Origin of the sequence: Variovorax paradoxus EPS (genome assembly GCF_000184745.1) — a bacterium.
Classification (GTDB): domain Bacteria; phylum Pseudomonadota; class Gammaproteobacteria; order Burkholderiales; family Burkholderiaceae_C; genus Variovorax; species Variovorax paradoxus_C.
Map to the genome: position 1 here is coordinate 5,034,391 of NC_014931.1, position 14,351 is coordinate 5,048,741.

The 14,351-nt window shown below is 66.6% G+C and carries 15 protein-coding genes; 7 read left to right on the plus strand and 8 right to left on the minus strand.

All coding sequences use genetic code 11. From position 1 onward, the window contains the following. Window position 1: 1 nt before the first annotated feature. Both VARPA_RS23065 and VARPA_RS23070 read right to left on the minus strand, forming a co-directional pair. Complete coding sequence (locus VARPA_RS23065; RefSeq protein ID WP_049794459.1) at window positions 2-436, minus strand: C40 family peptidase; 435 nt, start codon at window positions 434-436, stop codon at window positions 2-4. A gap of 164 nt (window positions 437-600) precedes the next feature. Continuing rightward, window positions 601-969, minus strand: a complete 369-nt coding sequence (locus VARPA_RS23070) for a DsrE family protein (RefSeq protein WP_013542993.1) — start codon at window positions 967-969, stop codon at window positions 601-603. A 66-nt stretch (window positions 970-1,035) separates the two neighbouring features. On the opposite strand from VARPA_RS23070, the gene VARPA_RS23075 reads away from it, so the two are divergent. The 4 genes from VARPA_RS23075 (at window position 1,036) to VARPA_RS23090 (ending at window position 5,663) form a co-directional block, all read left to right on the plus strand. Further along, entirely contained in the window at window positions 1,036-2,088 is a 1,053-nt protein-coding gene (locus tag VARPA_RS23075; RefSeq protein WP_013542994.1) for an AraC family transcriptional regulator, read from the plus strand. A gap of 38 nt (window positions 2,089-2,126) precedes the next feature. Next, on the plus strand, window positions 2,127-2,687 hold the full coding sequence (locus VARPA_RS23080) for a hypothetical protein (RefSeq protein ID WP_013542995.1): 561 nt from the start codon (window positions 2,127-2,129) through the stop codon (window positions 2,685-2,687). Then, a complete protein-coding gene (locus VARPA_RS23085; RefSeq protein WP_013542996.1) occupies window positions 2,684-3,895 on the plus strand; it encodes a PrsW family intramembrane metalloprotease in 1,212 nt (403 codons plus the stop codon). Before VARPA_RS23080 ends, VARPA_RS23085 begins: the two co-directional genes overlap by 4 nt. Window positions 3,896-4,088: 193 nt before the next feature. Then, on the plus strand, window positions 4,089-5,663 hold the full coding sequence (locus VARPA_RS23090) for a serine hydrolase domain-containing protein (RefSeq protein ID WP_013542997.1): 1,575 nt from the start codon (window positions 4,089-4,091) through the stop codon (window positions 5,661-5,663). Between the two features lie 297 nt (window positions 5,664-5,960). Here the strand turns inward: VARPA_RS23090 and VARPA_RS23095 are convergent, their stop codons facing one another. Then, window positions 5,961-6,857 (minus strand): AraC family transcriptional regulator, encoded by an 897-nt coding sequence (locus VARPA_RS23095; protein WP_013542998.1) that lies wholly within the window; start codon window positions 6,855-6,857, stop codon window positions 5,961-5,963. Between the two features lie 105 nt (window positions 6,858-6,962). Here VARPA_RS23095 and VARPA_RS23100 point away from each other — a divergent pair, with 105 nt between their 5' ends. Continuing rightward, a complete protein-coding gene (locus VARPA_RS23100) occupies window positions 6,963-7,706 on the plus strand; it encodes an SDR family oxidoreductase (RefSeq protein ID WP_013542999.1) in 744 nt (247 codons plus the stop codon). Between the two features lie 28 nt (window positions 7,707-7,734). Here VARPA_RS23100 and VARPA_RS23105 read toward each other — a convergent pair whose 3' ends face one another. Both VARPA_RS23105 and VARPA_RS23110 read right to left on the minus strand, forming a co-directional pair. Then, a complete protein-coding gene (locus VARPA_RS23105) occupies window positions 7,735-8,079 on the minus strand; it encodes a hypothetical protein (protein WP_013543000.1) in 345 nt (114 codons plus the stop codon). Window positions 8,080-8,089: 10 nt separating this feature from the next. Beyond that, on the minus strand, window positions 8,090-8,992 hold the full coding sequence (locus tag VARPA_RS23110) for a LysR family transcriptional regulator (RefSeq protein ID WP_013543001.1): 903 nt from the start codon (window positions 8,990-8,992) through the stop codon (window positions 8,090-8,092). A gap of 125 nt (window positions 8,993-9,117) precedes the next feature. Here VARPA_RS23110 and VARPA_RS23115 point away from each other — a divergent pair, with 125 nt between their 5' ends. Further along, window positions 9,118-9,513 carry a RidA family protein gene (locus tag VARPA_RS23115; protein WP_013543002.1) on the plus strand — a complete coding sequence of 132 codons (396 nt, stop codon included), beginning with the start codon at window positions 9,118-9,120 and terminating at the stop codon, window positions 9,511-9,513. A 73-nt stretch (window positions 9,514-9,586) separates the two neighbouring features. Here VARPA_RS23115 and VARPA_RS23120 read toward each other — a convergent pair whose 3' ends face one another. The 3 genes from VARPA_RS23120 to VARPA_RS23130 all read right to left on the minus strand — a co-directional run bounded on the left by VARPA_RS23120 (window position 9,587) and on the right by VARPA_RS23130 (window position 11,970). After that, window positions 9,587-10,696: an SMP-30/gluconolactonase/LRE family protein gene (locus tag VARPA_RS23120; RefSeq protein WP_013543003.1), complete on the minus strand. Its 1,110-nt coding sequence runs from the start codon at window positions 10,694-10,696 to the stop codon at window positions 9,587-9,589. Beyond that, window positions 10,690-11,271, minus strand: coding sequence for a nucleotidyltransferase family protein (locus tag VARPA_RS23125; protein WP_041943016.1), 582 nt, complete (start codon window positions 11,269-11,271; stop codon window positions 10,690-10,692). The genes VARPA_RS23120 and VARPA_RS23125 overlap by 7 nt, the downstream gene beginning before the upstream one ends. 72 nt (window positions 11,272-11,343) lie before the next feature. Continuing rightward, window positions 11,344-11,970 (minus strand): DUF938 domain-containing protein, encoded by a 627-nt coding sequence (locus tag VARPA_RS23130; RefSeq protein WP_013543005.1) that lies wholly within the window; start codon window positions 11,968-11,970, stop codon window positions 11,344-11,346. Between the two features lie 130 nt (window positions 11,971-12,100). Here VARPA_RS23130 and katG point away from each other — a divergent pair, with 130 nt between their 5' ends. Beyond that, on the plus strand, window positions 12,101-14,290 hold the full coding sequence (gene katG, locus VARPA_RS23135) for a catalase/peroxidase HPI (RefSeq protein WP_013543006.1): 2,190 nt from the start codon (window positions 12,101-12,103) through the stop codon (window positions 14,288-14,290). The last annotated feature ends 61 nt before the right edge of the window (window positions 14,291-14,351 follow it).

Here is a 14,351-nt window from a genome sequence, read left to right on the forward strand (position 1 = left end):
CTCAAGGCCGCCGCGCCTGCGTCGGCTGCCGCGACCAGTACACGCCATCGAGCCGGTCGAGCCGCACCTCGCCGCCGGTCGACGGCGCATGCACGAAGCGCCCGTCGCCGACATAGATGCCCGCGTGCGATGGCGTCGAGTTGCCGAACAGCACCAGGTCGCCGGAACGAATTTCCGACATCGCCACCGGCCGGCCGAACGACGCCATGCGCGAGACCGTGCGGGGCGGCACCTGCCCCAGGCTGCTGCGGTACACATAGCCGATGAGCCCGCTGCAATCGAAGCCGCCCTCGGGCGTGTTGCCGCCATAGCGGTACGGCGTGCCGACGAGGCCGAGCGCATGGATCGTGATGCTGTTCGATTGCTCGGTCGTGAGCGGCGGGATGTTGGAGACCGGCGTCCTCTGCGGCACCGGAGGGCTGGCGCAACCCGCCATCAGCAGGAAGACGCCTATGGAGAGCCAACGCAACGGCGGCACTCGGAAAGGTTGCAGGCGTCGCGGGCGTTCGGCCCGCTGCGGGGGCACGGCGGTATCTGGCATGGAGGAGCGGCAGGTCGGGTGGACGTGGGCCGACTGTAGCGGCCCGGCTGCCGCGCCTCTCAGAAACTGAGGGTCGCGGCGCCTCGCTTGATGAGTTCGTGCATCACGCTCGACCCCGCGATGACGACGCCTTCCATCAGGTTCTCCTGCGTATAGCCGCGGCTTTTCACGCACGGGGTGCAGGCCCACAGCGTGCCGCCGCGCGCGACGAAGTCGCGCAGCATGTCCGCGAGGGGTTCCAGCGGCTTGACGTGCGTGGTGTCGGCGGCGCCGCGCCGGACCAGGTCGACGCCCGAGCTCGTGAGAAAGATGGAGACTTTCAGCCCCGATGTCATGCCGCCCAGTGCGATCACCAGCCCGACGGAGGACAATTCGTGGTCGATGCCATGCGTCACCACAACAACCAGATCGCGTGTCTCGGTGTTCATTGCGGCCTTCCTTTCGGATGAGTGATTGAAGAAAGGCCAGCGTACGCTTCGTGCAGGAGGCAGGCCATGACCGAAATGCCGGAAGTCTTGATCCAAACAACGCCGGGCACGCCGCCTGGCATGGCGCCCGACATGGCCCCGGGGGCAGGCGACCTGCTCTCGGACCTGCTCGAAAGCATGCACGTCACCGGCATGGTGCTGTTCCGCGCCGAGTTTCGCGAGCCCTGGTCGGTCACGAGCGCCGACTCGGGGCAGCTCGCGGCGATGCTCGCGCTCGGTTCGAGCCGCGTGATCCCTTTTCACATCGTCGGAGCAGGCAGCTGCCTGCTGGCGCTGCCCGGCCGCGAACCGGTGCGGCTGGACAGCGGGGACGCGGTGGTGCTGCCATCGGGCGGCGTCCACCGCCTGGGCGGATGCGGCGACAGCGCCGCGCCGGTGCACATCGGCCAACTGCTGCCGCAGTTGCCATGGACCGGCATGCCGGTGGTCGAGCATGGCGGAGGCGGCGCGTCCACCAGCATCGTCTGCGGCTTCATCCGCTGCGACGAACTGCTGTTCCACCCCGTGCTCGGGCACCTGCCGGAGGTGCTGCACATCCGGCCCGACAGCACGCCTTCCGACCAATGGCTGGCGACCACCATCCGGCACACCGTGAACGAAGCCGGCAAGCCGCAACCCGGCTGGCGGACCATGCTCCCGCGCCTGACCGAGCTGATGTTTGTGGAAATCCTGCGCAAGCACATGCAGACCCTGACAGCCGGCGAGGTGGGCTGGCTGGCGGCCTGCAACGATGCGGTGGCCGGACCGGCACTGAAGCTGCTGCACGCGGCGCCGCTCGAAGACTGGACGCTGGAGCGGCTGGCACGCGGCGTGGGCGTCTCGCGCACCGTGCTCGGCGAGCGGTTCAAGCACTTCCTCGACCAGCCGCCGATGCAGTACCTGGGGCATTGGCGCCTGCAACTGGCGGCACGGCACCTCAAGAGCAGCGAATTGCCGATCAAGACCATCGCGGACCACGCGCGCTACGAATCGGAAGCGGCGTTCAGCCGGGCCTTCAAGCGGCGCTTCGGACTGCCGCCCGGGGACTGGCGCCGAAAGCAGGCGCGCACGCAGGGCTGAGCAGCGAGCGGCGGCCTGCCGTATGGCAGCATCGCGGCATGCCCGAGCCGTCACGCCGCATCCCGTATCGCACCTGGCCAGGCGCACTCGCGGTGCTCCTGGCCATCGCCGCCTACGTGGGCGGCCTCACCTTCTGGAACAACCACACGCCCGGCGCGCGGCCCTTGCCCATGGGGCAGACCGTGTCCGTCGGCCATGCGAGGTTCGAGCCCGCCGCCGGATGGGAGATGGACGTGGCCCGCTCCAAGGCCGGCAGGTCGTTGATGCTCTTCAAGGGCGGCCACAAGTTCCTGGTCTCCACCGCTCCCTGGGCGGGCGGGCCCGACGGGCCGCTGGTGCGGCAGCAGCGCCTCATGGAACGCGGCCAGCGCCTGGAGATCGATGGAGACATCTCCGATTTCGTCACGCCATGGGGCCTGCAGGGCAAGACCTTCGCGTACTACGGATCGAAGCTCGCGGGCCGGTTCTGGCAGGTGGTCGACCTTCAGCGAAAGTCGCTCGTGCAGATCGATTTCTACGGCGCCAGCGACGGCCTGAACGAAGCGATGGCCGAGGCCCGCAGCATGCTGGAGTCGATGGACCTGGAGGCTTCGCCATGAGTTCCGAGGGCACAGAGAGACTCGCCGGCCCCGAACAGGATCGCGGCGAATGGCCGGTGGGCACCGACTCCTTCTGGCAGCCCCATCGCGCAGCGTTCTGGCTGCTGGCCGCGATGATCGTCAACGGCCTTTTCTACACGGTCAACATGTTCTCGATGGGCTTTCGCGTGGTGCCCGTCACGGCGTTGCTGGGCCTTCTGGTGTGGGGCATCTACACGCTGCTTTTCCTGCTTGTCTTTCGCACGCTGGACCTGCTCGAGCAGCACCCGCCCGAGGCCTTCGTGCTCGCGTTCGCATGGGGCGGAATGGGCGCGGTGTACTTCGCCGCGCCGGCGAACATCGCCATCCAGGGCCTGTGCGCCAAGCTGGTGTCGCCGGACTTCGTGGCGGCCTGGGGGCCGGCCATCGCAGGTCCGATCACCGAGGAATTCCTGAAGCTCGCGGGCGTCATCCTGCTGGTGCTGGTCGCGCGCAACCAGTTCCAGACGTACCTCTCGGTGCTGATCGTCGGCGCCATGGCGGGCCTGGGTTTCCAGGTGGTGGAGAACCTGAGCTACACCGTCAACGCCTCGATGCACTTTCCGCTCGAGAACCAGGTCTACCCGGTGCTGCTGAACCTGTTCACGCGCGGGCTGCTGAGCGGCCTCTGGAGTCACGCGGCCTACACGACGATCGCGTCCTTCGGCGTTGCCTGGTTCCTGCTGCATCCGGAGCGATCGAAGGTGACGCGGATCGCCGTGGCCGTGCTGTGCTTCGCGCTCGCGTGGGCCATGCACTTCATCTGGAACTCGCCGTGGCTCGAAGACCTCTTCGACGGCAGCTACCGCGAGATGGCTGTGATGCTCGCGGTGAAGGGCATCCCCGCGATGGTCGCGGCGGGGCTCTTCTGGCGCGTTGCCGCGCGCGAGAACGGCGCGTACCTCCATGCGCTCGCGGCGTATTTCGTGCCCGAACGCGAGCTGATCCGCGACGACGAATGGATGCGCCTGGGCGCACCGCTGCAGCGCTACAAGGTGCGCCGCGAGATGGGCTGGACCTTCGGCCTGCGGGCCAGGCGGCTGAAGACGCAACTGCAGCGCGAGCAGCTACGTTTGGTCCGCAAGGCGATGACGTACGGGCGCGGTGCGCAGACGCTGCGGCACGAAGTGGCGATCCGGCGGCTGCGGGTGGAGCTGGAGCCGCTGGTCGAGGCAAAAACCCAATCGTGAAGCCCAGGCAGCCGGGGTCCGCGGAGGCATCGACGTGGCGCGCATGAGCTGATTCGCCATCGAGATGCGAACCTTGGTTCTCACCGCATGCGCGGATGCTGAAAAGAGCCAGGAGACCATGCGGCGGTCTTCGCGCAGAATCCTGCCGGTGTCGGGTTTGCACTCCGCAAGCCGCCCATCGCAAGGACCGTCCATGAAGTTCTCGATCCGCAGCTCTCTCACCACAATCGGTGCAGCACTGTGCCTTGCCGCGGCAGTGGCTTCGTGCGGAGGAGGCGGCGGCGGAGGCGGGGGCGGCGGAGGAATCGGCATCGGTGTCCCGGGCACACCACCGCCCGCGAGCACGGCTGAATTGCCGGCGCGCGAAGCGCTGATCGCCCGCGCGCGCGCCCTCGAACTGAACACGCCCTATGTCCCCCCGCCGGGCAACGTGCTGGAACACAACACCTCGGGGTATGCGAAGTCGATGTGCTCCGCCGTGTTCATCACCGGGCTCGATCCCGATGTCGCCGCCGAAAGCGTCGGCTATTTCGTGGGCCCTTACGACCAGCGCAAGAACGTGGGCAAGCCGGTGGTGGACCTCGTCAAGAAGGAAGTGCGCATCTCGATTCCCAATGGCCCGACGCTGGTGGCGCGGCATTTCGGCTCGCAGGGCTGCATCACGCTGCCGCCGGGCCGGGACGATGTCTTCTTCACGCCCGTACCGGTCACGAGTGCGCTCGCCGACCCCGCAACCCTGCCCTGGCCGATGGGTGACGTGCTGCCGGGCGGACCGCTGCCCGGCGAAGTCGACGCGGCGAAGGTGGCCCAGGCCATCGACGCCGCCTTCGGCACGCCGGACGCATACACGACGGCCTTCGTGGTCACTCACAAGGGCCGCATCATCGCCGAGCGCTACATGAACGGCATCGGCGCGACGACACCGCTCGAATCGTGGTCGATGGGCAAGAGCGTCGTGGCCACGATGATGGGCGTGCTGATCAAGCAGGGCGTCTACACGCTCGACCAGCCGGCGCCAATTCCCGAATGGCAGGGTGCGGGCGATGGGCGGCAGCAAATCCGCATCTCCGACATCCTGCGCATGTCCAGCGGCCTGCGCATCAAGGCCCCGGACGATCCGGACTTCGACCCGAACGGCACCTACCCCGACCACATCTACTACTACACGGGCCGCATCAATTCGTTCAACTATGCAGCCACGCGGCCACAGCAATGGCCCGCGGGTGCGGTGGGCCGCTATCGCAACACCGACCCGGTGCTCGCCAACTACCTCGTGCGCCTTGCGGTCGAGAAGCGCGGCGAAAACTATTTCTCGTTCCCCCAACGCGAGATCTTCGACAAGATCGGCATCCGCTCGATGACGATCGAAACCGATCCCTATGGCAACTTTCTCACCCAAGGCTACGACTTCATGTCGGCACGCGACTGGGCGCGGCTGGGCAATCTCTATCTGCAGGACGGCGTCTGGAATGGCGAGCGCATTCTTCCGGAGGGCTTCGTCAAGTTCGTGAGCAGCGTCGCGCCCGCGTGGGCGGCCGACAAGCGCCCGATCTACGGCGGCTTCTTCTGGATCAATGGCATGGGAACCCTGGCTGCGCCGGCAACGGCCTACTACATGCTCGGCGCCGGTGGGCAGTACGTCGTGGTGATTCCATCGCACAACCTTGTCGTCGTGCGGTTGGGTCACTCCAAGGGGGAGCGGTATTCGACTCCCACCCTGAACGGTGCACTTTCTCTGTTGACGACCGCGGTGCCCAGCGTGCGGTGACCGCGCGGAACTGGCGCCTCGACCATTCCAGACCCTTCGCATGCTGGCTCTGCGCATAGAGCCGATCACGCGTTCGGTGACAGCCGCGGTCTCGGGGTAAGCGCCCGTCGCTTCCTGCATGCTCGCGGGCACCTTGCCGTCTTCGTTGAGCGCGACCACATGGCCGTAGGCCTTGGGCATCGGATCGCACGGTCCGACGCATCCGGGCCGAGCTGAGAAGCCGCTGGTCCAGGAACGGCCGTGGGCGCGGACATGGCGCTGCGCCGCTATTGACGATTGCCGGCAGCGTAGCGCCGACTAATGCTGCCGCGCGAAGCGCCCCGGCGATTGCCCCACATGCCGGCTGAACGCCGTGCTGAATGTGCTCGCCGACCCATAACCCACGCGCTCGGCAACTTCGGCAATGCCGACATCCTCGCGGGCGAGCAGATTCTTCGCGACGGCCATGCGCCAAGCCAGCAAGTACTCCATCGGCGGCAGCCCGACCGCGCGCAGGAAGCGCTCGAAGAACGCCGAACGCGACAGCGCCGCCTTCTTTGCGAGCTCGGCCACCGTCCACGGTTGCGCCGGGTCGCCGTGCAGGTGCCGTAGAACGACGGACAACCGCGGGTCCGCCAACCCGCGCAGCAGCCCCGGCGGCGCGCCTTCGCCGGGCGTGGAGCGCAGTGCCTCGATCAGCAGCAGTTCGACCAACCGCTCGAGCACCAGATCGCGCCCAGCCTTCGCTTCGATCGACTCCTCGCGCACGAGCTGCACCAGCACCGAAAGCCGCCCCACGTCGCGCACGTGCAGCAGCGTCGGAAGCAGCGACGCCAGCAGCGATGCGTCCGGCGAATCGAAGGCGAAGTAGCCGCCGAGCATTCGCACATCCGGCGGACCGTCTTGCCTGCCGTGGCGGATTTCGTCCGTTGGAGCGGGCGCCAGCCTGGGATCGACGAAGACAGGCTCTGCCGCCTCTAGGGCCGACATCGTGAAGCCGGGCGTGGACGGCATCAGCACGAAATCGCCGGCCACGAGCGTGAGCGGCGCCTGCCCGTCCACGGCCAGGGTGCATTCGCCCTCCAGCATCGTGCAGAAGCTGGGTTCTCCGAAGGCCGAATAACGCACCGCCCATGCGCCCGCGCCGCCGATCACCTTCGAATACACCGCGCGCGGACGAAGCAGCGAGACGACCTCTGCGAGCGGATCGATCATTCAGGACTCCTGCAAACAAATGATGGACTTTTGATTATAGAAAGTCCTCCCCATCGCCGATATCGTGACGCACCTTCTACCCAAACCTCCAAGGAAACAAACCCAATGAAGACCGTGCTGATCACCGGCTGCTCCTCAGGCTATGGCCTCGAAACCGCGCGCCACTTTCTCGCCCAGGGCTGGCATGTCGTCGCCACCATGCGCACGCCGCGCACCGAACTCCTGCCCCGCTCGGAACGCCTGCGCGTGCTGCCTCTGGATGTGACGAAGCCCGAGAGCATCGCGGCGGCGCTCGAAGCCGCCGGTCCCATCGACGTGCTGGTGAACAACGCCGGCCTCGGGCTCTTCGGCGCGTTCGAGGCCACGCCGATGGCCACCGTGCGCGAGATCTTCGAGACCAACACCTTCGGCATGATGGCCACGACCCACGCCGTGCTGCCGCAGTTTCGACAGCGCAGGTCGGGGCTGGTCATCAACGTGACTTCGACCGTCACGCTGGCGCCCATGCCGCTCGTGGCGGCGTACACGGCGAGCAAGACTGCGATCAAGGGCTTCACCGAATCGCTCGCGTTCGAACTCGAACCATTCAACGTGCGCGTGAAGCTCGTCGAGCCGGGCTATGGACCGGGCACGCGCTTCACAGCAAACGGGGCGGAGCGCATGCAGGGCCTGATTCCCGAGGCATATGCACCGCTTGCGCAGTCGATCTTCGCTGCGCTGGGAAGACCAGCTGCGGTGACGACCGAAGCGGATGTGGCCGAGGCCGTGTGGCATGCCGCGAACGATGCGAGCACGAAGCTGCGGTATCCGGCGGGTGCCGATGCGATCGCACTCTCTCAGGGTCAGTGAAGTGCCCGCCGCGCAGGTGGGCTGGCATTCAGGGCAAGTCTTCCGTCTTCGAGATCGCCCTGAGCACCGCGACGCCCAGGTAAGCCCGCCAGAGCCCGAACGGCACCAGCAAGGCAGCGAGCAACCGGTGCAGGAGCGGATCGAAGTGCAGCACCGCCCACACCCCCAGCGCAGCGAGCGCAATCCCGCCCACGGCGTTCAGCACGCCGCCGCTGAACCACTGCAGCGAGAGGAATCGGCCGGTCAGCGCCAGGATGCGGTCGGCGATGCCGAGCCCGAAGTAGCTGGCGATCGCGTAGATGCCGAGCAGCAGCAGCGGGCCGACGGCGATGCCGATCAGGAGCCACACCAGAACTTCGATCAAGGAATCCATGTGTTGCGCTTCAGCGGGGAAGTTCTTCGGCCATCAGGTCGATGAACCGCCGCACGCGCGGCTCCAGCAGCCGACGGGTCGGGTACAGCGCGAAGATCTTGACGTCGCCTGCGTCGAACCCGGGCAGCACCTGCCGGAGGCGCCCCGCGGCCAGGTCGTCGGCCACGAGGAAGTCCGGAAGCAGCGCGATGCCGAGCCCGGCGGCGGCGGCATCGCGCAAGGCCTCTCCGCTGTCCAGCCGCAGGCGGCTGCGCCCTTGAGCCTTGATCCAGTCACCGCCCTCGCCTCGTAAGCGCCAGCTCTGTCTTTGGTTGCGGCTGCTGAAGAACAGGCAGTCGTGGCCCGCGAGCGCGTCGATGTCCATCGGCTCACCCCGCTCTGCGAGGTACGCGGGCGACGCGCACAGCAGCGCCTTGTACCTGGCGACCACGCGAGACACCAGCCCCGTGTCGGCGCTCTCCCCGCTCGCACCAATCCGCACGGCCAAGTCGAAACCATCTTCGACGACATCGGCCAGCCGGTCGCTGAAGCTCACCTCGGCCTGCAACTCGGGCCATGCCGCGAGGTACTTCTGCAGCAGCGGCAGCACCACGAGCCGGCCGAACGCATCGGGCACGGTGAGGCGAAGCACCCCACGCGGCGCGCCGCCGGGGCCCGCCACGCTCGCCTCGGCCTCATCGACCGCCGAGAGGATCAGCAGGCCGCGCTCGTAGAACACCCGGCCCTCGTCGGTGAGGCTCAGCGTGCGCGTCGTGCGATTCAAGAGCCGCACGCCGAGCCTGTCTTCGAGCCGGCCCACGGCCTTGCCCGCCGCCGAGCGCGTGAGGCCCATGGCCTGGCCGCCTGCGATGAAGCTGCCTTCGTCGACGACAGCCATGAAGACCAGGATCTCGTTCAGGTTCGTGCGCTGCATGGCTGGGGATGGAGGTGGCCGGGATGGAATGCGCTTCGCGTCTGTGTAGAAGCCGCTTCGCCAATGGCGTGACTACAGTCGTTCATCACTTCATCAGTCACTGTCCGGAAGGAAAGAAAGCACACATGAAACAACAGCCCGTCCTCTACAGCCACGGCGTGCCGTGGGAAGAAGCCTTCGGCGTCGGCCAAGGGTACAGCGTGAATGGCACCCTCTACATCTCGGGGCAGTTCTCGCACGACATGCAGGGCGCGTTCGTCGGCGAAGGCGACATCGCGGCGCAGACAACCCAGACGCTGGAGAACCTCGACCGCGTGCTCGCGGGGTTCAATGCGACGAAGACGAGCCTTGCGGAGCTGGTGATCTACGTGACCGACCCAGAGGCGCATACGGAAGCGCTGGTGCCTGTGTTCAAGGCGTACATGGGAACGCACCGGCCGGCGGTGACGCTGGTTGGCGTGTCGGGGCTTGCGTTTCCGCATCAGTTGATCGAGATCAAGGCGGTGGCGCACACGGATTGACGCGGGCATTGGGGCGAGTCCTTCCTGTGTGAGCCATGGTTTTCTCGATCTGCGGCGTCCGTTCAGAACCCAGCTAGCGCTTCAACCATCCCAGCCCCTTCGCATGCAGGCTCTGCACATAGAGCCGATCACGGGTCTCAGTGACGGCCGTGGTCTCGGGGTACGCACCCGTCGCATCCTGCATGCTCGCAAGCACCTTGCCGTCCTCGCTGAACGCGACCACATGTCCATACGCCTTCGGCACCGGCCACAGCGAACGCGGCAGGCGCATCGTCACGCTGCGCAGGAACGGCTTGTCGGCGAGCTTGTCGATGGTCGGGTTGCGCGGCTTCACCAGGCCCACCCAGATCTTGCCGTCCAGCCCGCGCATCAGGTTGTCGGGGTAGCCGGGGAGGTTGTCGAGCAGCACGGCGGCTTGTGGGTTGGCGGTGCTCTCGCCCACGTCGAGGTTGCTCGCATCGATACCGATCTTCCAGACACGGTACTTTCCGGTCTCGGCAACGAACAGGCTTTTCTCGTCGGCGCTCAATGCGATGCCGTTCGCGAACGCGAGGCCGCGCGCGACGACGCGCGTGGCCTTGGTGGCCGGGTCGTAGGCCAGCACGCGGCCCGTGGCGGACTGCTCGAGGATGTCGAGCACGCTGGCCTCGAAGGTGCCGCCCCACTCGGCCGGTGCGAAGCGGGTCGATGCGTCGGTGAAATACATCGTGCCGCTGCCGCGCGCCACCACCACGCCGTCGGCATAGCGGATCGGCTGGCCGTCGACCTGGTTGGTGAGCACGGTGATCTGCTTCGAAGGGCTGATCGCAAGCAGCCCCTTGATGGCATCGGCCGCGATGAGATTGCCGGCTGAGTCGAAGTCGAAACCGAGCACGCGGCCACCCGTGTTGACGAAGGCCTCCTGCGCACTGCCATCGGGGTTCATGCGAAGGATGTTGCCGCTCAGCACCGTGGTGTAGAGCTTGCCGTCGGGACCGATGGCGATGTGCTCCGGGCCCTCTTCGCGGCCGAGGTCGATCATGTTGAGCTGCGCAAGATGATCGTTGACCGCGAAGGCGCCGGTGTAGCCGGGGTCGGCGGGCGCGGACCAGACGACAGGCCGGACAGGGACGGGCCAGAGGGCGAGGTAGGCGATGACTGCAAGGAGCAGCAGGCCGAATGCGGCAAGGGTTTTCTTCAGCATGTCGGGCCCGTCTCAACGTGAGGAAGATCGCCCGGCTGAATCTGCAGCCACGGCCATCGCGCGCGATACGACGCCGCTTTCTTGTCGAACAACTCGCGATGCGGCATCAGCGGGTTCATCGTCAGCACGCCGTCGTACAACATGGAGAGACCGTTCGGCGCATAGAGCTCGCCCGGCCGGACGCCGACGCATGTCGCCGGAACCAGGAAGCGGTCGATGCCATCGCGCGTGCTGCCGAGCGCCTCGTAGGGGTGGCAGAAATACGATTCGTACCAGAGGTGAACACGCGCCTGGTTCGAGGCTTCGACCGTGATGCCGAGATCGCCCAGCGCCTCATCGGCTCGCGCCTGCACACGACGCTCCCCCGCCTCGCTCGTGTCGTCGGCGTCGAAATAGAACAGGTCGTAGTCCTTGATGCCCGCTTCCGGCGCGGCGCCGGACCGCAGGTTCCACACCGTTTGAAAGAGGCAGCCGGCGACCAGCCATCCGTCGGGAAGGGCCAGCGCATCCCATCGCGCAAGGATTGCCTGGTTGTTTCGGTTCTTGAGGATGTCGGCGATGAAGCGCTCTTGCATGGTGTGAAGAGAAGCAGAGCCGGGTATGGGCGGCGGGGCAGAGAGTTGGATCATGGTTCGCGAGCCTTGATTTCAGCGGCCGAAGACCAGCAGCAAGTTGTTTGACGGCATCGCATGCCGCTCGCGCAACGCAAGGCCCGCGCGGCGCGCCTCTGCCGCGACGTCTTCCAGGCGGCGGATGCCCCAGGCGGGATTGCGCGCACGCAGGTCCTGGTCGAACGCCATGTTGCTCGGGGCCGTTGGGACGCCGTCTTCGAAGTAAGGCCCGTAGGTGATCAGCAACCCGCTGGAACGCAGATGCCGCGCGGCGCCTTGCATCAGGGCGGCGCATGTGGCCCACGGCGCGATGTGCAGCATGTTGGCGCAATAGATCGCATCGAACTTTTCTTCTTCTCCTTCAGCGAATGCGGTGTCCTGCGATGGCCATCGGGGCGACATCACGTCGAGCAGAAGTGGCGCGCGGAGATTGGGCAGTGCGGCTTCCGCGACCCGGCTTGCGAGCGCGGGCAAGGTGCGCGGGTCTGCGTCGGTGGGCTGCCAGATCCATCGGGGCATCGAGGCTGCAAACCACGCGGCGTGTTGGCCCGTGCCGGATGCGATCTCCAGTGCGGTGCCGTGCTCGCCGAGGAGGCGGATCAAGGCATCGAGGATGGGCTGCTTGTTGCGATCGGCGGCGGGGCTGTAGGGGAGTTCGGGCATGCGGATCGAGATCGGATGAAGGCAGGTTGAAGAGTATCGAACGCTATGGGCGTCATAGCCAAAGGATTTGCCCTGCTCGTCGTTACGGATTCAGAATGCAGAGCCCTCAAACAAAGAACTGGAAACCTCGATGACCCAGCCTCAAGCGGAAGCCAAGTGTCCCGTCCACCATGCGGTCGGTCGCAGTACCGGTACCGTCAATCGCGACTGGTGGCCCAACCAGTTGCGGGTGGACCTGCTCCACCAACACTCCTCCAAGTCCGACCCGATGGGCCAGGACTTCGACTACGCAAAGGAGTTCAAGAGCCTCGACTACGCGTCGCTGAAGCAAGACCTGCTTGCGCTGATGACCGACTCGCAGGCCTGGTGGCCGGCAGACTTCGGCCATTACGGACCGCTGTTCATCCGCATGGCCTGGCACAGCGCCGGCACCTACCGCACCGGCGACGGACGTGGGGGCGGCGGCCGTGGGCAGCAGCGCTTTGCGCCGCTCAACAGCTGGCCCGACAACGTCAATCTCGACAAGGCCCGGCGCCTCTTGTGGCCGATCAAGCAGAAGTACGGCCGCAAGATCTCGTGGGCCGACCTGATGATCCTCACCGGCAACGTGGCCCTGGAGTCCATGGGCTTCAAGACCTTCGGTTTCGCCGGCGGGCGCCCCGACACATGGGAGCCCGATCAGGACGTCTACTGGGGCAACGAGACCACCTGGCTCGACGACAAGCGCTACACCGGCGACCGCGACCTGGAGAACCCGCTCGGCGCCGTGCAGATGGGCCTGATCTACGTCAACCCCGAAGGTCCGAACGCCAACGGCGACCCGGTCTCGGCGGCGCGCGACATCCGCGAGACCTTCGCCCGCATGGCGATGAACGACGAGGAAACCGTCGCCCTGATCGCCGGCGGCCACACCTTCGGCAAGACCCACGGCGCGGGTCCGGCGGACCTCGTCGGCTCGTCGCCTGAAGGGGCCGACCTGGAAGAAATGGGCATGGGCTGGAAGAGCACACATGCCAGCGGCATCGCCGGCGACGCCATCGGCAGCGGCCTGGAAGTCACCTGGACCCAGGAGCCGACGAAGTGGACCAACCTCTTCTTCGAGAACCTGTTCAATTTCGAATGGGAGCCGGTCAAGAGCCCGGCCGGCGCCGGACAGTGGCAGGCCAAGGGCGCTGCGGCCGACATTCCGGATGCGCACGACACGTCGAAGAAGCGCGTGCCGACCATGCTGACCACCGATCTCTCGCTGCGCCTGGACCCCGCCTACGAAAAGATCTCGCGGCGGTTCCTCGAGCACCCTGAGCAGTTCGCCGACGCCTTCGCGCGCGCATGGTTCAAGCTGACGCACCGCGACATGGGTCCGCGCTCGCGCTACCTGGGCCCCGAAGTGCCGAAGGAAGAACTGATCTGGCAAGACCCGATCCCCAAGATCGATCACCCCTTGGTCGACGACAAGGATGCTGCTGCGCTCAAGGCCAAGATTCTTGCGTCGGGCCTGTCGGTCTCCGACCTGGTGCTGACGGCCTGGGCGTCGGGCGCCACCTACCGCGGCTCCGACATGCGCGGCGGCACCGATGGCGGCCGCGTCCGCCTCGCGCCGCAGAAGGACTGGGAAGTCAACGAGCCGGCGAAGCTGGCCAAGGTGCTCAACACGCTGGAAGGCATCCAGGCCGAATTCAACAAGGTGCAGTCGGGCGGCAAGAAGATCTCGATGGCCGACCTGATCGTGCTGGCCGGCTGCGCCGGTGTCGAGCAAGGCGCCAGGAACGCAGGCCATGGCGCGACGGTGCCCTTCACGCCCGGCCGCGCGGACGCGTCGCAAGAGCAAACCGACGTCGAGGCCATGAAGGTGCTCGAGCCCGTGGCCGACGGCTTCCGCAACTACCTGAAGAAGGACTATGCGGTTCCCGCCGATGCGCTCCTTGTCGACAAGGCCCAGCTGCTGACGCTGACGGCGCCCGAGATGACGGTGTTGGTGGGCGGCATGCGCGCGCTGGGCGCCAACGTCGGCGCCACCAAGCACGGCATCTTCAGCCAGAAGGAACACGCGCTGACCAACGAGTTCTTCGTTCGCCTGCTCGACCTGAACACGACCTGGAAGGCCGTGCCCGGAGAGAACAACCTGTACGAGGGCGTTGACCGCACGACGAACGAGCGCAGGGGCAGCGCGACGCGCGTGGACCTGGCCTTCGGCAGCAATTCAGTGCTGCGCGCCCTGGCCGAGGTCTACGGCAGTTCGGATGCAGAAGAGAAGTTCGTAAAGGACTTCATCGCGGCGTGGACCAAGGTGATGAACCTGGGCCGGTTCAACGCGGCCTAGCGATCCTCGCGCTGCCATTGCGATATAGCGCCACCGAGCGGTCGCCATAGGGCGAGCGCTC